Annotated in this window: 17 protein-coding genes; 15 read left to right on the top strand and 2 right to left on the bottom strand. The window is 26.9% G+C overall.

Going from position 1 to position 19,824, the window contains the following annotated elements; genetic code table 11:
* Nucleotides 1–82 precede the first annotated feature (82 nt).
* The 7 genes from KGF41_RS18815 (at nt 83) to KGF41_RS18845 (ending at nt 7,515) form a co-directional block, all read left to right on the top strand.
* Entirely contained in the window at nt 83–1,264 is a 1,182-nt protein-coding gene (locus KGF41_RS18815) for an NADP-dependent malic enzyme (RefSeq protein WP_227830124.1), read from the top strand.
* 181 nt (nt 1,265–1,445) lie between these two features.
* Complete coding sequence (locus KGF41_RS18820; protein WP_227850774.1) at nt 1,446–1,709, top strand: zinc ribbon domain-containing protein; 264 nt, start codon at nt 1,446–1,448, stop codon at nt 1,707–1,709.
* Between the two features lie 116 nt (nt 1,710–1,825).
* Nucleotides 1,826–2,254 carry a hypothetical protein gene (locus KGF41_RS18825; protein WP_227850772.1) on the top strand — a complete coding sequence of 143 codons (429 nt, stop codon included), beginning with the start codon at nt 1,826–1,828 and terminating at the stop codon, nt 2,252–2,254.
* 237 nt (nt 2,255–2,491) lie between these two features.
* Entirely contained in the window at nt 2,492–3,178 is a 687-nt protein-coding gene (locus KGF41_RS18830; RefSeq protein WP_227830122.1) for a response regulator transcription factor, read from the top strand.
* Nucleotides 3,179–3,188: 10 nt separating this feature from the next.
* Complete coding sequence (locus KGF41_RS18835; RefSeq protein WP_227830121.1) at nt 3,189–4,430, top strand: sensor histidine kinase; 1,242 nt, start codon at nt 3,189–3,191, stop codon at nt 4,428–4,430.
* Between the two features lie 71 nt (nt 4,431–4,501).
* On the top strand, nt 4,502–5,185 hold the full coding sequence (locus tag KGF41_RS18840) for an ABC transporter ATP-binding protein (RefSeq protein ID WP_227830120.1): 684 nt from the start codon (nt 4,502–4,504) through the stop codon (nt 5,183–5,185).
* Nucleotides 5,182–7,515, top strand: coding sequence for an ABC transporter permease (locus KGF41_RS18845; protein ID WP_227857048.1), 2,334 nt, complete (start codon nt 5,182–5,184; stop codon nt 7,513–7,515). Before KGF41_RS18840 ends, KGF41_RS18845 begins: the two co-directional genes overlap by 4 nt.
* A gap of 87 nt (nt 7,516–7,602) precedes the next feature.
* Here the strand turns inward: KGF41_RS18845 and KGF41_RS18850 are convergent, their stop codons facing one another.
* The gene (locus tag KGF41_RS18850; protein ID WP_227830118.1) at nt 7,603–8,445 is read right to left on the bottom strand and encodes a S1-like domain-containing RNA-binding protein; all 843 of its coding nucleotides are present in this window, start codon (nt 8,443–8,445) and stop codon (nt 7,603–7,605) included.
* Nucleotides 8,446–8,737: 292 nt separating this feature from the next.
* Here KGF41_RS18850 and KGF41_RS18855 point away from each other — a divergent pair, with 292 nt between their 5' ends.
* From KGF41_RS18855 to KGF41_RS18890, 8 genes are all read left to right on the top strand, one after another.
* The gene (locus KGF41_RS18855; protein ID WP_227857049.1) at nt 8,738–9,472 is read left to right on the top strand and encodes a GntR family transcriptional regulator; all 735 of its coding nucleotides are present in this window, start codon (nt 8,738–8,740) and stop codon (nt 9,470–9,472) included.
* 9 nt (nt 9,473–9,481) lie between these two features.
* Nucleotides 9,482–10,615 (top strand): N-acetylglucosamine-6-phosphate deacetylase, encoded by a 1,134-nt coding sequence (gene nagA, locus KGF41_RS18860; protein ID WP_227830117.1) that lies wholly within the window; start codon nt 9,482–9,484, stop codon nt 10,613–10,615.
* Between the two features lie 102 nt (nt 10,616–10,717).
* Nucleotides 10,718–11,467 carry a glucosamine-6-phosphate deaminase gene (gene nagB, locus KGF41_RS18865; protein ID WP_227830116.1) on the top strand — a complete coding sequence of 250 codons (750 nt, stop codon included), beginning with the start codon at nt 10,718–10,720 and terminating at the stop codon, nt 11,465–11,467.
* Nucleotides 11,468–11,619: 152 nt separating this feature from the next.
* The gene (locus KGF41_RS18870) at nt 11,620–11,898 is read left to right on the top strand and encodes a hypothetical protein (RefSeq protein WP_227830115.1); all 279 of its coding nucleotides are present in this window, start codon (nt 11,620–11,622) and stop codon (nt 11,896–11,898) included.
* Nucleotides 11,899–12,467: 569 nt separating this feature from the next.
* The gene (locus KGF41_RS18875; protein ID WP_227830114.1) at nt 12,468–13,100 is read left to right on the top strand and encodes a response regulator transcription factor; all 633 of its coding nucleotides are present in this window, start codon (nt 12,468–12,470) and stop codon (nt 13,098–13,100) included.
* 529 nt (nt 13,101–13,629) lie between these two features.
* Nucleotides 13,630–14,373: an RNA-guided endonuclease InsQ/TnpB family protein gene (locus KGF41_RS18880; RefSeq protein WP_413894763.1), complete on the top strand. Its 744-nt coding sequence runs from the start codon at nt 13,630–13,632 to the stop codon at nt 14,371–14,373.
* A 279-nt stretch (nt 14,374–14,652) separates the two neighbouring features.
* The gene (locus KGF41_RS18885) at nt 14,653–16,140 is read left to right on the top strand and encodes a sensor histidine kinase (RefSeq protein ID WP_227830113.1); all 1,488 of its coding nucleotides are present in this window, start codon (nt 14,653–14,655) and stop codon (nt 16,138–16,140) included.
* Nucleotides 16,141–16,358: 218 nt separating this feature from the next.
* Nucleotides 16,359–17,972, top strand: coding sequence for a sensor domain-containing diguanylate cyclase (locus KGF41_RS18890; RefSeq protein ID WP_227830112.1), 1,614 nt, complete (start codon nt 16,359–16,361; stop codon nt 17,970–17,972).
* A gap of 143 nt (nt 17,973–18,115) precedes the next feature.
* Here the strand turns inward: KGF41_RS18890 and KGF41_RS18895 are convergent, their stop codons facing one another.
* Nucleotides 18,116–19,666 (bottom strand): PucR family transcriptional regulator, encoded by a 1,551-nt coding sequence (locus KGF41_RS18895; protein WP_227830111.1) that lies wholly within the window; start codon nt 19,664–19,666, stop codon nt 18,116–18,118.
* Nucleotides 19,667–19,824 lie beyond the last annotated feature (158 nt).

Genomic DNA, 19,824 nt, shown 5'->3' on the forward strand with positions numbered 1-19,824 from the left:
CTTAGGCAAGGCGAGGTTCAGTGAAGAAGGAAAAATCTCGATATGGATATATTTGACCATATTTTGAGTAGCAGGAAGATTGATGTCTAAGGATTACGCAAAATTGGCATTAGAAATGCATGAAGTTAATAAAGGGAAAATAAATGTAGAAAGTAAGGTAGAAGTTAAAACTAAGGATGATTTATCAACAGCATATACGCCAGGTGTTGCAGAACCTTGTCTAAAAATACATGAAAATCAAGAGGATGTTTATAGATATACTTCTAAAGGTAATTTAGTAGCAGTAGTTAGTGATGGAAGTGCTGTACTTGGATTAGGCAATATTGGTGCTGAAGCAGCTATACCTGTTATGGAAGGTAAATCTATATTATTTAAGCAATTTGGAGATGTAGATGCTTTTCCAATATGTTTAAAGACTAATGATGTAGATGAAATAGTTAAGTCTGTGGAATTAATGGAACCAGTATTTGGAGGAATAAATTTAGAGGATATATCTTCTCCAAGATGTTTTGAAATAGAAGATAGATTAAAAAAATCTTTGAGTATACCTGTTTTTCATGATGACCAACATGGTACTGCAATAGTAGTGGCAGCAGCAATAATAAATGCAATAAAGTTAATTGAAAACAAAAGAATAGAAGATTTAGAAATAGTTATAAATGGAGCAGGTGCTGCGGGCATAGCAATAGCAAAAATATTACTTAAAATGAATGTTAAAAATATAGTACTATGCAACAGAAGTGGTGCACTGGAAGCTAACATGGAAAGATTAAATTTGGTTCAAAAAGAAATGTTAGATGTAACTAATATAAGAAATGAAAAAGGTTCTTTGAAAGATGTTATAAAAGGTAAAGATGTATTTATAGGTGTTTCAGGTCCAAAAACTGTAACAAAAGAAATGGTTGAAAGTATGTCTGAAAAACCAATAATACTAGCAATGGCAAATCCTACTCCAGAAATAATGCCAGAAGAAGCAAAATTAGGTGGAGCGTTTATAATGGGAACTGGTCGTTCAGATTTCCCTAATCAAGTTAATAATGTTTTAGCATTCCCAGGAATATTTAGAGGGGCACTTGATGTGAAAGCTAAAGAAATAAATGAAGAAATGAAAATAGCAGCTGCATATGCAATTGCTAATACAATAACTGATGAAGAAATATGTCCAGAATATATATTACCAGATGTATTTAATAAAAATGTAGTAAAAAATGTTGCTGAAGCAGTTAAAGAAGCAGCAATAAAGACTAAAGTAAATAGAATATAACTTTTATTTAAGAATCAAAAATTTAAGTGAGTAAATAAAATATAGACTAATAGAATTTATATCTTAATATATAATTTTATTAGTCTTTTTATTTTTAATATGACATAATCATGTCATATTAATATTGCTATAATTTAAATATGGTTAGGAGCCAAAGAAAAATATACAAGGAGTGATTATAATGGAAGAAACTAGATTTTGTCAATGTTGTGGTATGCCAATGGGATATACTAATGAATTGTATGGAACAAATAAAGATGGAAGTAAAAGTGATGATTACTGTAGCTATTGTTTTAAAGATGGTGAATTTACTGCTGATATAAGTATGGAAGAGATGATAGAAATCTGTATACCTCCTATGGTTCAAAGTAATAAAGGTATGACTGAAGATGAAGCAAGAAGTATGATGAATAATTTCTTTCCAACATTAAAGCGCTGGAAATAAGCTTATACAAAATCAATAACTCATATAAAATTCATTAAAACTTAATACTATAAACACATTAACTCTATATACTAATATTATTATATTTTATTAAATAATGTATTGGAGGAGTTAAAATGAAAAATTTTATTGAGAAGTTGAAAAAAAGTTTTGGAGTGAAGCAATTTAAAAAAATATCAAAAGTTTCAATTATAATGTACTGTTTATCTATTTTGTTAGCTATTTATGGTATATATGTATTTATAAATTGTACTGAATATATATATACTATGCTATCTACAAAACAGTTAACAGTCACAGGGAATGAATATAACATTATAAATTATTATATGAGTAACTTTAGTCAGTATATAATATTTGCTATTTTACTTGCATCAATGGGATTTGTAATACAAAAGCTAGGGCATATGAATTTCGATAAGATGGAACTTAGTGGTAACTATTCAACAAATATTAGAAATATAAGTGATATTTCTATAGGTAATGGTAAAGATAATGAAATGTTTGATAAAGGCAGTATTGAAAATAGTATTTTAAAAAAATAAATAATATAAATATATAAAATATGATTAAATAAAGCTTAGAATACTTAGTGTATTTTAAGCTTTTTTAATTATTAAGATTTCAAAGTATTAAATTAATGATATAAAATCATATAAAAATAATTTTAAAATATTTAAATCATTGATTTCAAGGTATTGTATTTTTAACAGAGTAAAAATATAATAAGTTAGGTATATAATATATGAAAAATAAAAATAAATAAAATGGAAGTGATTGAGATGAGTAGTATATTGTTGGTTGAAGACGATTTAAGTTTGATATATGGGTTAGAATTTTCTATACAAAAGAGTGGATTTAGTGTTGATATAGCAAGAACAGTAAAAGAAGCATTGCAAATGTACAAAGAAAAAAATTATGATTTACTGCTTTTGGATGTATCCTTACCTGATGGTAATGGTTTTGATATTTGTAAAAAGGTAAGAGAAATTTCTAATGTGCCAATTATATTTTTAACTGCTTCTGATGAAGAAGTAAATGTAGTAATGGGGCTTGATATGGGTGGAGATGATTACATAACAAAACCTTTTAAATTAAATGAGTTAATTTCAAGAATAAAAGCTTTGTTTAGACGTTATAATTTTACAAATGAAAATATAGCTGAATTAAAATCAAATAATATTACTGTTAAATTACTTGAAAATCGTGTTTTTAAAAATGAAATTGAGCTGGAACTTACTACAGCAGAATATAAATTATTGTGCCTACTTATGAAAAATAAAAACATTGTACTTACGAGAAAAAATATATTGGACAAGCTATGGGATGGAAATGGTAGTTTTGTAGATGATAACACTTTGTCTGTATATGTAAGAAGACTAAGAAATAAGATTGAAGATAATCCAGAAAATCCAAAATTTCTATTAACAGTTAGAAGAATGGGCTATAAATGGAATGTTATAAAGTGAGGGTGTTAATATGAAGATATTTTCTAATAAAGACATAAAAATATTTTTTTTGGCGATTATATCCGTTTTATTGATGTTTATGGTAGTAGGTCAAGTAGTAGTTGTAAATATAACCAGTGATTATAAAAGAGCATTGGTACAACATGATTATAATATAGCTGGATATTTACAGAGTATGGGTATTGATAAATCAAAAATACCAGCAGTATTCACTACTAATGAAGATAAGTATCTTCTAAAAGGAAAAGAAATCTTAAATACAGCTGGATATGACTTTGATACAGATGATAGTTTTATGCCAAGTGTGAAATTGTTTCAAAGTAAATATATAAAAACTATGTTTCTGTATTTATTTATGTTCTTTGCTTTGATTATTTTTATACTGTATGTGTATTTTTTTAGGCAACAAAACAAGATAGAAGAAGCTAGTTATAAAATTGATTCATTTATGAATGGAAATATAAATGTACGGTTAAATACTTATGAAGAAGGTAGCTTATCAAAGTTATTTGGTTCAATAGATGCTATGTCAACATCTCTAAACACGCATATATTGAAAGAAAAACAGAATAAAGAATTTCTTAAAAATACAATTTCAGATATATCACATCAACTAAAAACTCCACTTACTGCATTGATGATGTACAATCAAATATTGCAAGAAGAGATTCATAATAGTGAAGTTATTGAAGGTTTTGTCCAGAAGAGTCAAAATGAATTAGAGCGTATAGAATCATTGATACAAAATTTATTAAAGATTACAAAGATAGATTCAAAGACAATAATTCTTAACAAAAATAGTGTTAACATAAAAAAAATGATTACTAAAATTTTATATAGTTTTGAAACTAGAGCAGAAAAAGAAGGAAAGATTATCTCTATAAGAGGCCTAGAAAATACAAACTTATTTTGCGATTATGAATGGATGTCAGAAGCTTTAAGTAATCTTATAAAAAATGCATTAGATAATACAAAAGAGAACGATAAAATAATGATAGAGTGGATTGAAACACCTATAACAACTATTATTTCAGTAAGGGATACTGGAAATGGAATTCATATTGAAGATATACATCATATATTTAAAAGATTTTATAGGAGTAAGTTTTCAAAAAATAATCAAGGTCTTGGACTAGGGTTGCCACTAGTCAAATCTATCATAGAACAACACAATGGAACCATCACTGTAGAAAGTAATTTTTCACAAGGATGTACATTTACTCTAAGTTTTTTAAAGCTTACTAATATGTAAGATAGGATACATCTTACAGTAAGGTGTATGAATTATTATGATATTAATCAATTAGAAAGGTGAGAGAGCAAATGGATATTCTTATGGTTAATAATTTATGTAAAACATATGGAAATGGATACACAAAAGTAGAGGCGTTAAAAGATGTATCATTTACAATTTCTAAGGGAGAATTTGTGACTGTAGTTGGAGAATCTGGCTCAGGTAAGAGTACATTATTAAATCTTTTAGGAGGTCTTGATACTCCAACCTCAGGAAAAATATTTATTGATGGTAAAGAAATATGTTCAATGAAAGAAGAAAAACAGACTATTTTTCGACGTCGTAATATAGGATTTGTCTTTCAATCATATAATCTTATACCTGAATTAACTGTGGAACAAAATATAGTATTTCCTTTACTACTAGATTACAAAAAACCAGATACTATTTATCTAGATGAAGTATTGACAATTTTAGGTCTTAAAGATAGAAAAAACCATCTTCCAAATCAATTATCTGGTGGTCAGCAACAAAGGGTTGCAATTGGAAGAGCACTGATTACAAAGCCATCAATTATATTGGCAGATGAGCCAACGGGAAATCTTGACAGTAAAAATAGTAGTGATGTAATTTCACTTTTAAAAGTGACAGCAGAAAAATATAATCAAACTATTATTATGATAACTCATAATACAAATATAGCTTCTACAGCAGATAGGATACTGCAGGTTTCTGACGGAGTGCTTAAAGACCTGGGGGTGAATAGAGAATGAGAAGCTACTTAGAGCTAGTACCACAGTATGCAAAGGTACATAAGAAAAAAAATAAAACTACAATTTTATGTATTGTCATTGCAGTATGTTTAGTTACTGCTATTTTTGGACTAGCAGATATGGCTATACAATGTCAAAAAGTACAATTTATTAAGGATGATGGAAATTGGCACATAGTACTTAAAAATCTTAATGAAGAAGCTATATCAGAAATAAGTAGTAGAGTAGATATAGCTCACCATGGGAGAGGGCAAGTTGCTAAAAATGGAGAATTTAAATCAAGGGAGATTTTGATACAAGGTTTAGATGAAGATTTAGCAAAACAATTAGGTCTAGAAATAATAAAAGGGCGTTATCCTGTTGGAGAGAATGAAACTTTAATAGATATAGATGCAGTTAAGGAATTTAATTTAAAAGTAGGAGACTTTATAAAAGTAAGGTTGTCAGATGGGAGAGATAAAAACTATAAGATAGTAGGCGTATATTCATCAATGGCAGGATTAAAAGCCTCAGATAAACATGGATTGATGCTTTCAATACTAGGTATACAAGCTATTGAAAAATCAGAAACATATAATAATTATTATATTACATTTAAAGACAGAGTTAATATTAGAAAAGCAACCTCTGATATTAAAAACACCTTAAACTTAAGTGATAAACAAGTTGGTAAAAATGAAAAATTACTTTCTATTATAGGTCAAGGTGACTCTGATTATTCTAAACCACTTTACTTGACAGCAGGAGTACTTTTTATACTTGTGTTAATAGCAAGTATTATCATGATATACAATAGTTTTAATATGGGTGTAGTAGAGAGAATAAAATTTTTTGGACTATTACGTTGCTTGGGAGCATCAAAACTCCAAGTCAAAAAATTTGTTGTTTTAGAAAGTTTAATTCTAAGTGTAAAGGCTATTCCAATAGGGGTGTTATTAGGAAGTATTGTAACCATTATATCCTCTATATTTCTCAAATATGTGAATACAGAGTTATTTGGTTCGATGCCAATTTTAAAGGATAGCTTTATAGGTATTGTGTTTGGAATAATAGTAGGATTTTTAACAGTAATATTATCAGCTGTTGTTCCAGCAAAAAAAGCTTCTCGAGTATCGCCACTAAGTGCTATACGTGGAAATCTAATGTTCAAAGAAATTTTAACTAATGAAAAAGCAAGTAAAATTGCTAATGCAAGAAGTTCTAAAATTGATACTTCTATGGGAATAAATCATGCTTTTTCAAGAAAAAAATCTTTTATACTGATGACTTCTTCATTTGCTATTAGTATTGTGTTATTTTTAGGTTTTAGTGTATTTATAGACTTTATGTATCAAGCACTTAAACCTATAAAGCCAGAAGCTGCTCATATATCTATTGTTGACCCTGACTTTAAATCTGTTCTTACTAAAGAAGATATTAATGAAATAAGTAATATCAAAGGAATAAAAAAAGTATATAGTAGAATGATGACAGATATAGAGGCTACATATGATAATAAAGGGGCAAAATCTCAGCTAATTTCTTATGAAAAGAATCAATTTAACTGGGCTAAAAAGTATCTAGTAAAAGGGGAAATTAATGAAGAAAAATTAGAGTCAGAAAATCTTGGATTGGTAGAGGAAGGTCATGGGTTTAATATTGGAGATAAGATATATATTAAAAATGGAAATTCTAAGAAAGAGATAGAGGTAGCGGGTATACTTTCTTCAACTCCATTTGATGTTAAAGACAAATATATTGGAAATATTATAACATCTGAAAATACTTTTACAAATGTAACAGGTATAAAAGACTATATAATAATTGATACTCAAGTTGATGAAGATGCTCCTGGAAATTTAATTCAAAATATAAGAAGTATGCTAGATGATACTTTAGAGGTTCGAGATAAGCGACAAGGTAACTTAGAAGCTAAAAATTCATTTTACACTATGGCAATTTTTGTATATGGGTTTGTATTTATAATTGCGATTATAAGTATGTTTAATATCATAAACAGTATGAGTATAAGTGTTACAAGTAGAATAAATTATTATGGTATTATGCGTGCAATAGGCATGTCCAATAAGCAATTAAGAAAAATGGTAATAGTAGAATCAAGTACATATGCTTTAAGTGGGTGTTTATTGGGTAGTGTACTTGGATTAATATTACATAGGTATATATTTGTATCTTTAGTAACATTAAAATTTCATATAGAGTGGCAAATACCTTTTGATTTACTGTTTATCATTGTGGTGACTATGATACTAATAACTTTACTATCAGTAAGAAAACCAATTAAAAAGATTTGTGAATTAGACATAATAGATGTAGTAAATGCGCAATAAATATAGGTAGTAACTTAAACAAAAATCGAAGTAAATATGAAATAGAAAATATCTTTCATTTTTACTTCGATTTTTGTGTTATATAATTTACTTTAGATAAGTTCCATCTTCATCTTGATAAATTAAGTCTTTCTTCATAAGTACTCCAAGAGCACGTTTAAAATTTTTCTTACTTGAATTAAATAAGATAGAAATATCTTTAGGGTCAGATTTATCATTAAATCTCATATATCCATCTGAACCTTCTAAATAGCTTAAAATTTTATTTTCTAAGGTATCAAGTTCATCTTTTCTGTTTCCTCTAGGAGAAAGCCCTAATTTACCATCATCATATATTTTTATAACATGTAAATTTTCAAGAACATCTCCAGCTTTTAATTCTGTAAAGTATTCATTATGAAGGATTACACCAGCATATTTATTGTCAACACATATCATAGCAGAGTTGTTGGTTTGGAATCCATACACAACTCCATTTACCACATCCCCTGCATTGTAAGTATGGTCTGTCTCTAAATATGAATCTATATCTGTAGTAGCAGCTATTCTTCCACTTTTATCTAAATATATATAAAATAAATATTTTTCATCTCTAAACAATGGATAAGTCTTAGCTTTAAAAGGAACTAGTATGTCTTTTGTAAGCCCCATATCTATAAAAGTACCAATGTCTGTGTTATCAACTACTTTTAGATATGCAACATCTCCAACTTTAGCTAAAGGAGGTATTAAAGTTGCAGCAGTTCTATCCTCAGAATCTTTAAATATAAAAGCATTTACTTCATCGCCTATATTTATTTCATTTTTTCCTATTAATCTATTGTGAAGAAGCACATCGTCCTTTGTGTTATTAGTTTGTCCATCTAGGAAATATCCAAATTCTGTTTTTCTCTTTACTATAAGCTTATTAAAATCACCTATTTTTATCAAATTAAAATCATCCTCTCATTTTATATTTACAATTTAGTCATACTACTCTTATGTAGTAGTGTTTCACAGTATATGTATTAGTATTAGTGAAATTTATAATAAATAATGTAATTATTCATGTATTTTCAATTATTTAGCTTCTTATATAGTATAAACTCCAATTTCTTTTTTGTCTTTAGATTTTCCTAAAATTTTTACAAAATAAGTTAAAAGTATTGAAATAAATTTTCTTTTAAAGTATAATTGGTATATACCAAAATTGGTATATACCATATTGAAAAGTGGTGATTTTATGAAAATAGTAGATAAATCTAGTAATATACCATTGCATACTCAACTAAGTGCCATAATAAGAGAGATGATAGAAACAGGTGAGCTTAAAGAAGGTGATGCAATAATACCAGAAAGAGAACTTTGTAATATACAAAATGTAAGTCGTATGACAGTGAATAAAACTATTGTTGGCTTAGTTACAGAAGGTCTTCTTTACAGGGTACAAGGAAAGGGTACATTCGTCGCAAAGCAAAAAAAGAAGTATCAGTTCTCAAATGTAAAAGGTTTCACTGATGTAATGAAGGAAAAGGGAGTAAACATAAGAACGGATATATTATCCTTTGAGATGGAACTACCAGACAATTTAGTAAAAAGAAAGCTTGGAATAAGTGATAATACAACAAATATATATAAAATTATTAGACTTAGATATACAGATGGAGAGCCATTTGGATTAGAAATAGTGTATTTATCAGAAGAAATGTGTAAAGGTCTTACAAAAGGAATATTAGATAATTCTTCATTATATAGAGTTTTGAATGAAAAATATGGCTACAAGATACAAAAAGCTGAGCAAGTAATGGAGCCAATTATACTTTCAGATGAAGAAAGTAAGCTTCTTGAAACAGAAGAAGGTTCTTTAGCCCTTAAACTTCATAGGAATTCTTATAATAAAGAAGGTAATCCTATAGAGTATACCATATCGATATTTAGAACAGATAAATATCAATATGAAATAGTATTGAGTGAGTAGGTGAATAAGGTGAAATGTTTAATTAATGGGAAAATAGTATTAAAAAATCAAATTTTAGAAAATAAAATATTAGTATTTGATGAAAAAATAATTGATATAGCTGATGAGATACCAAAAGATTGTGAAGTTATAGATGTTGATGGTAAATATATATCTCCAGGTCTTATTGACATTCATATACATGGAAATATGGGGAAAGACACAATGGATTCAACTGATGAATCTATTGAGACAATTTCAAAATCAATAATGAGACATGGTGTAACATCTTTTCTTCCAACTACAATGACAATGGATAAAGAGCATGTTTATGATGCACTTGAAGTTATTAAAAAAGCTAAAAGTAGAAAAACTGGAGGAGCTCAAGTATTAGGAGCACATTTAGAAGGACCTTTTATAAATGAAAATTATAAAGGGGCACAAAATGAAAAGTTTATAATAAATTCAAAATATGAATTTATCAAAGAATACAAGGATGTTATAAAGGTCATAACTTATGCTCCAGAAAAGGATATAGATTTTGACTTTACTAGAGAAATCAAAAGATGTACAGATATAGTTTTATCTATTGGTCACAGTAATGCAAGTTATGAGCAAGCTAAGGAAGCTATAAACTTAGGTGTAACAAATATAACTCATATGTTTAATGCAATGACTGGATTAAACCATAGAGACCCTGGAGTTGTCGGTGCAGCACTTACAACTGATGTATATAGTGAATTAATAGCAGATACAATCCATATAAATAAAGATTTATTTCAATTTATATTGAACAACAAAGGTAGAGAAAGATTGATTTTAATAACAGATTCTATTGAAGCAGGTGGGCTTGAAGATGGAAATTATGCTCTTGGAGGTCAAAAAGTTATAGTTAAAGGTAATGAAGCAAGACTTGAAAATGGTGCATTAGCTGGTAGTGTATTGTCTTTAAATAAAATGGTACTTAACTTTCTAAATAATACAAACCTTAGAGTAAATGAAGCAATTAATTTAGCATCTTTAAATCCAGCAACATCTTTAGGCATAAATGATAAAAAAGGAAGTCTAGATATAGGTAAAGATGCAGATATAGCTGTCTTTGATAAAAATTTGGACTGCAAGATGACTCTATGCTTGGGTGAAGTAGTATACAAAACTATGTAGTGTGTAAAAAATAAGCTTTAAAGAAAATAAAAGATATTTAAAAATAGTAATAAATTAAACTTATATCAGTGAAAGTATTAGCTAAAATTTAGGAGGAATAAAATGAGAGTATTAGTATGTAAAGATTATGATGGAATGAGTAAAAAAGCAGCTGAAATGATAGCGGCTCAAATAGTTTTAAAGCCAAATTCAATACTAGGATTAGCTACAGGAAGTACACCAATAGGTATGTATAGAGATTTAGTTAAGAAATATAATGAAAATATAGTAGATTTTTCAGATGTAATAAGCTTTAATTTAGATGAATACTATAAGTTGCCAATATCTAATGACCAAAGTTATGATTATTTTATGAAAGAAAATCTTTTTAATCATGTAAACATTAAGTCAGAAAATACTCATTTACCAAATGGAATGGCTGATGATATTGAAAAAGAATGTATGAATTACGAAGCTTCTATGGATAGAGCAGGTGGTATAGATGTACAAGTACTTGGAATAGGCCGTAATGCTCATATAGGTTTTAATGAACCTGATAATAAATTTGCAAAAAGAACTCATGTAGTTGAATTAACAGAATCTACAATAGAAGCTAATGCAAGATTCTTTGAATCAAGAGAAGATGTTCCTAAAAAAGCTGTAAGTATGGGAATTGGCTCAATTTTAAAATCTAAAAAAATATTACTTTTAGCTTCAGGAGAAGAAAAAGCTGATGCAGTATATAAAACTGTTTATGGCGATATAACTCCAGAAGTTCCTGGTTCTATACTTCAACTTCATAAAGATACTATAGTTATAGTAGATGAAGCAGCAGCAAGTAAGTTAAACCCAGAAGATTACAAACTAGTATAAGAATACGAAAGATAATTCTAAAAGAATAGCTATCTTTGAATAATTTTGATTATTTAAAGATAGCTATTTTTATTTAAACTATTTAATATATATACTATTTCTTGTAAAAACTTGTTATTAAAAAATATCCAAATAATATATTAAAAATTGTTATGCTTAAGAATTTGTTATCAGTTATAATAATGCTACCTACAATTGGTAATCTTCCTATTCCAAAATTAAAGATTAATATAGGCATTGCTGATAGTAAAAGAAATGGTAAACAAAGAATAATCAATCTTGGTACATCAATATTCCAACTGCCACTTTTTCTATATTCATTAAGAAATGATTCAAATCCCAGCAATAATCCAATGGGACCACATGAAATTAAATTAATAAAGAGAAGCTTATTAAAGTTGAAGGCAAAGTCAGTGCGAGTTTGTACATAGTAGTCAAAATTCAGCTTTACAACTAAAAGATATAGAATAACTAAAATAATCAAAAATAAAAAATATCTAATTGACTTTTTCATTTTAAATTCCCCTTTCAAAAGAATTTTAGCTAGTTTGATTTTGTTATAACCTAAATTTTATTGAACTGATTCAAGAAAAATCTAAAATAGTTGAAGTAGTGAGATGAACAGATTTTAATATGCAAAAATTTATTAAAAAAACAATAAATTATAGTATTTAGTATAATTATAATAGTAATAGTTAGAATATTCAATAAAAAACATGGCAAATATCATTTTTAATAAAAAACGAATAAATATAGTCGATTATTGAACTATTACGTTGTACTATTTCTTATATACAATTCAATAATATTATCGAAAGCTTATATTTGCCATAAATTTGCCTTAAAATCCAAACAAGTTTGAAACTAACGTACTACAAAAAACTGATATAATTTAAGTATAGGAGAAAAACTGAAATAGAAATCTTATTAGAAATTAGTAGTCAATTAGTATGTTAGATTATTTAATTTAAATTAAAAGTGAAATAAGGAGGAATTTTTTATGCAGAAATTAATTTATATAGCAGATGATGAAGATAATATTAGAAATTTAGTAAAGACGTTTTTAAAAAATGAAGGTAACAATGTTGTAGATTTTAAAACTGGAGATGAACTTTTAGAACAATTTAATAAAAAAGAATGTGATTTAGTAATCCTAGACATAATGATGCCAGGTTCAAGTGGATTTGAAGTATGCACAAAGCTTCGTGAAAAAAGTACAGTACCAATAATAATGCTTACAGCAAGAGATACTGACATAGATTATATCACAGGAATAACTTTGGGAAGTGATGATTATTTTACAAAACCCTTTAGTCCTATGTCACTGGTTATGAGAGTAAAGTCTATATTTAGAAGGATTGAATTTGAGAAGAAACAGAATTATGATAAGTGTAATGATTTTTTAGACATGGAATTAAAATTTGGAGATGTAACAATAAATAAAAAAAGTAAGATGGTTACAAGTAAAAATATCAATATAGACCTTACACCAAATGAATATAATTTATTGACATATTTATTTGAAAATAGAGATAGAGCAGTCTCTAGGGATGAATTGTTAAACAAAATATGGGGATATGATATAGAAGTTGAGACAAGAGCTGCAGATGATACAGTAACAAATAGTTTATAAAACTTTATAAAAAAATTATAAAAATATAAACTATACTGCGTATGTAGAGAAATCTGCATAGGACACCACTTTAAAACCAGTAAACCCTAAAGCTCTACTACCACAATAAAGGATAGAATCAGAAACCTTTATGATGGGGAGAAATCATAACAAGTGTAGAGATGGCATAAGGTTAAATCCTAAGTGCTTATACAATGGAGATTTGGTCGCCAAGCCTAGAAATAGGAAGGTCAAACGACTAGACCGAGAGGTCGTAAAGCCCTAAGCGATTGAGGGAAGAAATGGGTGGCTCTTAACAGGTAATGCTGAAGATGAAGAAATAGTCTTTGCACGTTCTGAAAGGAAGTGGTTATTAGCGTGAGCGAAATAGCATCTACAAAGTAGCGATTGTAGATAAAAATGTATAAACTCTATAAATTAATATAAATACTTTATAATTCGTCAAATGTTAAATTAAATAAACTTGCAAAAAAAGAAACTCTCTATTTATGAGTGTTCCTGTAATTTTCACAATGGCTATAATTAGATTATAAAAGTTCTAAATCCAAGGGTAAAGTTTAATGGAAAGTATTGGTACTTGTCACTAGCAATGGAAGTTGAGGAACAAACTGATATTAAACTCACTAATGAAAGTGTTGGTGTTGATTTAGGTATCAAGGATTTAGCCATAGTTAGTAATATAGATGAGCCTTTTAAAAACATTAATAAATCAAAAGAAGTTAAAAGATTAAATAAAAAACTTAGAAAACTTCAAAGGCAAGTTTCAAGGAAATATGATATGTTGAAAAGTGGTAACACCTTTCAAAAAGGTGAGAAACTTTTAAAAACTCAAAATATCATAAAAGTTGAAAAGCAGATAAAACTTGTCTATAAAAAACTTTCTGATATTAGATTAAATCATATACACCAAACTACTAATACAATAGTGAAAACCAAGCCTTGTAGAGTAGTAGTAGAAGATTTAAATGTAAGAGGTTTATTGAAAAATAAACACTTGTCTAAATCAATTTCAGAGCAATGTTTTAATACGTTTATAACTATACTTGAATACAAATGCAAATGGAACAAAATTGAATTTGTTAAAGCAGATAGATTTTATCCAAGTAGTAAAATGTGTTCATGTTGTGGAACTATCAAAAAAGATTTAAAGTTAAAAGATAGGACTTATGTATGTCCTAATGAAAAATGTAATCTTGTGATTGATAGGGATAAAAATGCAAGTATTAATTTAGCAAATTATAAAAGTAATCGCCAGTGTGGTTACTTAAATTAGCATAGAAAATCAAATAAAAAGATTGTGCTAATATGTAGACATTGACGAGGTCGAATTTAAGCCTTTGGACTGCCATATTAAACTAGAGTAGATATTCTTATGAATTTCAAAATAGGGCAGGATGAAAAAGGAAATAAAACTATAAAAAATATAAAGTATTTATATAAATTTATAGAGTTTATACGTCAGTAAAGAGACTACGTAAAAAAATTTTAGAAACAAATATTTTAATAGAAACTGTCTGGGGATTTGGGTTTAGATTAAAGGAGAAAAAATCAGATGGAAAATGAAAATAATAAAAGTATAAAAAATCAAGTTAAATCATTATTTAAATTGAAATTTTCAAGGAAAAATATAAGTATAAAAACTAGGATTTTAGTGAGCATATTAGGTTTGACAGTAGTGGTTTTCTTGATAATATTAGTATCTTTTAACATATTGGTCAATACATATATAAAAACAACAGCAAATGAAGAACTTACAAAATCTACAGAAATGATAGAACATATGGATAGTAATTTTAAGCCTATTAAGCCTCCGCAGAATGATGGAAAGCTACCTCCTAAAGAATTATCGAACTTTATTAGAAATGTACAAGATAAGGTTAGAATGGCAGAGATGCAATCAGATGCAGATGCAATGGTAGTTGATTCTAACTATAAACTGATATTTCCAACTAGAGAGGATGATTTTTTAAAAAATATTGATGAAATGGATTTGATTAGAACTTATATTCAAAATGAAAAATTGGATTTAAATTCAGATAATAATACACGTGTTTCTACTGGAAATAGAGATTATTATATTTCCACTGTAAAAATTACTAGTATAAATGATGAACAAGATAATTATTTAATACTTTTTATAGATATATCAAAGACTTTAAATTTAGCCCAGAAGATAAATATTGTATTAATATCTGTAATGTGTTTTGCTGGGATATTGGCGATATTTACAGCTGTGATTTTATCTGAAAAAATTGCAAAACCTATAAAAGAGTTATGTGGATTTGCAAAAAAAATAGGTCAAGGAGATTTTAAAAGAAATTACTTTGATTTTTCGGATAAGGAGTTAGTAGAGCTTTCAAATGTTATGAATAAGAGTGCTGAATATCTGGATAAGTATGATAATGAGCAAAAAATATTTTTCCAAAATGCATCTCATGAACTTAGAACTCCACTTATGTCTATTAAAGGATATGCAGAAGCTATAAAGTATAATATTATAGATAGCAAACATGCAAGTGATATCATACTTGAAGAAAGTGATAGGTTAAATGATATGGTTGAAGATTTACTGTATATTTCTAAAATAGATAATATCACTAAAGATTATGAAATGGTAGAATGTGATTTAAGAGAAGTGCTTTCAAACTGTGGCTCTAGGCAAAATGTAAGAGCTATAAATAAAGGAATAAAGTTTAATTATGAATTTGAGGAAGACATGGTTCTATTTGAATGTGATGAAAAAAATATATCCAAAGCATTTATGAATCTTATAGAAAATGCTTTAAGATATGCTAAGAGTGAAATTAAAATAATATGTAAACATAATCAAAAAAATATAGTTGTAATAGTGGAAGATGATGGAATAGGAATTAATAAAGAAGATTTACCTCATGTATTTGACCGATTTTACAAGGGAGTTGGCGGAAATCATGGAATTGGATTATCAATAGTTAAATCCATTGTAAATAAGCATGGAGGTCGTATATATGTAGAAAATGGGAAAAAGGGTGCTAAATTTACTATAGTGTTTAAGTTATAAAAAAATATAAAGAGTAATTAAAGAAAATATAGTAATATTTAAAGTTGTTTTTTACATATATCTATTGTATACTGTTGAAAAAAGAAGAATATCAAGCTGACATATATTGTAAAATTTGACATTTAAAGTACGTGTTTAAATATAGATAGAGAAAGGAAAAGTAAAATCTGAGGAGTATTTAAGTTTAAAGAGACCCTTGATTTTACAAAAAATTATTTATGAAAGAACAACTGCTTTTTGATATTACAAATTTAGTAACAGTTGTGTTTGAAGCCTTTGTTGTCCATATGTTTTTATCAGATTTTTTAGGTCAAAGAGAAGAATATACAAAAGCTATAAAATATGCTAGATTGGGTTTTATGATATGTTTAGGTATTTCTAATTTAGTAACTTTAAATCCTATAGTAACAATGCCTTTAATTTTTATCCTTATTTTTTCGTCCTCATTTTTGTATGAAGGAAATATAAAGACACGATTATTTGCGACTGTATTACTAAGTTCATTTTTTATACTATCAGAAGTTGTAGTTACAAGTATCTTTGTTTTATTTATAAAAGAAGATTTTAAAATAATGTTTGAAAATAATAGCATAAGAGTATTAGCTGTAATTTTATCAAAAATTGTTTTTTTATTTATCTGTAAAATTGTTTGCCTTTTTAAAAAGGACATACATTCAGATATGCCAATAAAATATTGGCTTCCTTTACTTGTAATACCTTTATTTAGTGTATTTTTATCTATTTCTATTTTTGATATAAATAAATTTTTTCCAGCTCAAAGTTTAAAAATTTTAAACTTAATATCAAGTGTTGGTATTTTATATATCAACTTTATTGTATTTTATTTATTTAAATCTATTATAGAAAAGACTAAATTGTCTATGAAATATGAAATGCTTGAAAAAGAAGTAGTTCATAAGGAAGAATTAAGGCTTAGTAATGAGCGTTACAAAACTATTGTTGAACAGACTGATTCTGTTGTTTTTGAATGGAACATCAAGGAGAAGAAGTCATTTGTGTCTCAAATTTGGACTGAAAAATTTGGATATAGTAGTGTCTGTGAAAATATTTTTAAAGAAATTAGAGATAAAGATTTAGTTCATCATGAAGATTATAATATCTTTGAGAGTTTTTTTGAAAGTATTCAAAAGAATAACAAACATAATCAAGCAGTTTATCGTTTAAGAAAATCTAGTGGTGAGTATATTTGGTGTAGAACATCAGCAACAAATATTTGTAATAATGAGAATGAGATTTTAAAAGTTGTGGGAGTAATTGTAGATGTAGATAATGATATAAAAAAATATGAAGAATTAAAAACTAGAGCAGAAAGAGACTCCCTAACTAATGTATATAATAAAGGGGTATTTGAAAAATTAGTAGAAGAAGCTATAGTCATGAATAAAGGTGATAAAAAAGATGCTTTATTCATTATTGACTTAGATGATTTCAAAGAGATAAACGATAATTTTGGACATCCATTTGGAGATTTTGTACTAAAAACTTTTGCTGAGAAGATTCAAGCTAATTTTGATAATGAAGATTTAATTGGTCGAATTGGTGGAGATGAATTTGTGGTATATATGCGAGATTATTATACAGAAGCAAATATACATAAAAAAGCAAAAAAATTAAACAGAGTTCTTACAGATAATTACAAAGATTTAAGTTTTAGCTTTGATGCTTCTGTTAGTATTGGTATTGCAAGGTATCCTCAAAATGGAAATTCATTTTTAGAATTGTTTAAAAATGCAGATAGAGCACTTTATAATGTAAAGGCATCTGGAAAAAATTCATATTGTTTATTTGAAGAAGATATTTATATACATTAATTTTAATACAATAAAAATTTGATTAATATGTATAGTTATGTGATAGATGATTATATAAATCTTTAGAATATAATTATAACTTGGAACTACAGTTAATTTTGTGAAAATACAAAACTAGCTGTAGTTATTTTTAATTGTAAACATCACTTAGGCAAGTAGTCTATTTTTTTATTAATTTCAAGCATCCTTATAGAAATATAAATTTGAAGTATTTCATCAGCATAATTTAATGTAATACCGGTAATTTCCTTTATTTTATTAATTCTATAAAATAAAGTATTTCTATGAATATTTAAAATCTTAGCTGCCTTACTGGGGGAGTTACTGAAGTATATATATTGTTTTAAAGTTTCTAAGAAATTAGAACCATTTTTTTTATCCTCTTCCATCAATTTAGTTACAGCAGGATGATTAAGATCATATAAATCATAGTTTGCACTAAGTAGCTCGTAAAGTATATATGGTATGCTTTTTCCAAATGGAGAAAAATTTATACCATATTTTTGAGCAATTTCACTGGCTCTTTTAGCTTGATTATAATATTTATGGCTATCAGATAACTTTGAGAATTTTGAACTTATACCAGCATAAAGTGAATTTAGCTTTAAGTAATCAATAAAATCCTTATTTTCACAATCGATTAAATTAGGAATCAAGGAATCATTAATAAAAACAACTAAAGCAGATTTATATACTACACAGTTATTAGAAGGTATAAATGCACTTAAAGATTGCATAATAAAAGGTACTTTACTGTCAAAAGAATTATTATCCTTGTTTACTATTACCATTATATTTAATGAATTTGATTTAGTCCAATTTAAATAGTGAAATCTTTTACTTATAGTATCATCATCTATATATTTTTTTTCCAATAAATCAGAAAGTATATAATTAGGAATAAGTTTTTTATCTATATTAAATAAATTATTTTTTTGTAGTTCAAGAGAGATGGCTTTATTAAGTGATTCTAATAGTTTAAAGTGAAAATTCTTAAAGGGTATTTTCAATTCACAGACGGCTATATGAGCTACCTCGATTTCTTCTACACATACTGATGAAATTAGTGTGCCAAGCCAGTTATTTGGTTTATTTTCATCTTTAGTAGATTTGTTATAATATATTTTTTTGTGTATATTTTGATATTTTATGTAATTTATAGTTTCTTCATTTAAATATGTGTCACCATTAGAATCTTCATTAAGTTGCAATATATCCTTAACATTACAAGAATAAGCTAAGACTTTGAAGCTAGAATCTCTAACTATTATAGGATAGCCAAATTCCTCATATGCTATATCAATTAAATATTGTATGCCTTTATTTTCAGAGACTACATTAAAAAATTTTTGAGAAGATAAACTAATATGTATTTCTTGATTGATGACATTTAATAGTTCACTAAAAAGGTCATATTTTTCTTTTTTAGACTTTATGATACAAATATTTGAATTTAAATTGTATATTTTCAAATCACTGTTATTTTCATTCTGTATAAATATACCTAAAAAATTTATATTGGTCAAATTTACAGGAATATCCGATATATTTCCTAAATACAAACATCCTGAAATAAATTCAGTCTGCTTATTTTTATAAATATTTAAGCTGGTGATATCTATATCTTCGTCTGAAAATGGCTTTAAAACTGATATATACTGAGATATTTCTTTCATTAAATCTATTAGTTTCATTCTAAAACTCCTATAATCATATTTGATTGTGCTATAGCACAATCACTATAATATATTTTACAACAAAGTTTAAATTGTAATACATAGTTTAGATAAAATTATTTATATATAATTAGTTATATAAATTAAGAAAGATTCAAAGTAATAAAAATAATAAC

Origin of the sequence: Clostridioides sp. ZZV14-6150, assembly GCF_020657875.1 — a bacterium.
Lineage (GTDB): Bacteria > Bacillota > Clostridia > Peptostreptococcales > Peptostreptococcaceae > Clostridioides.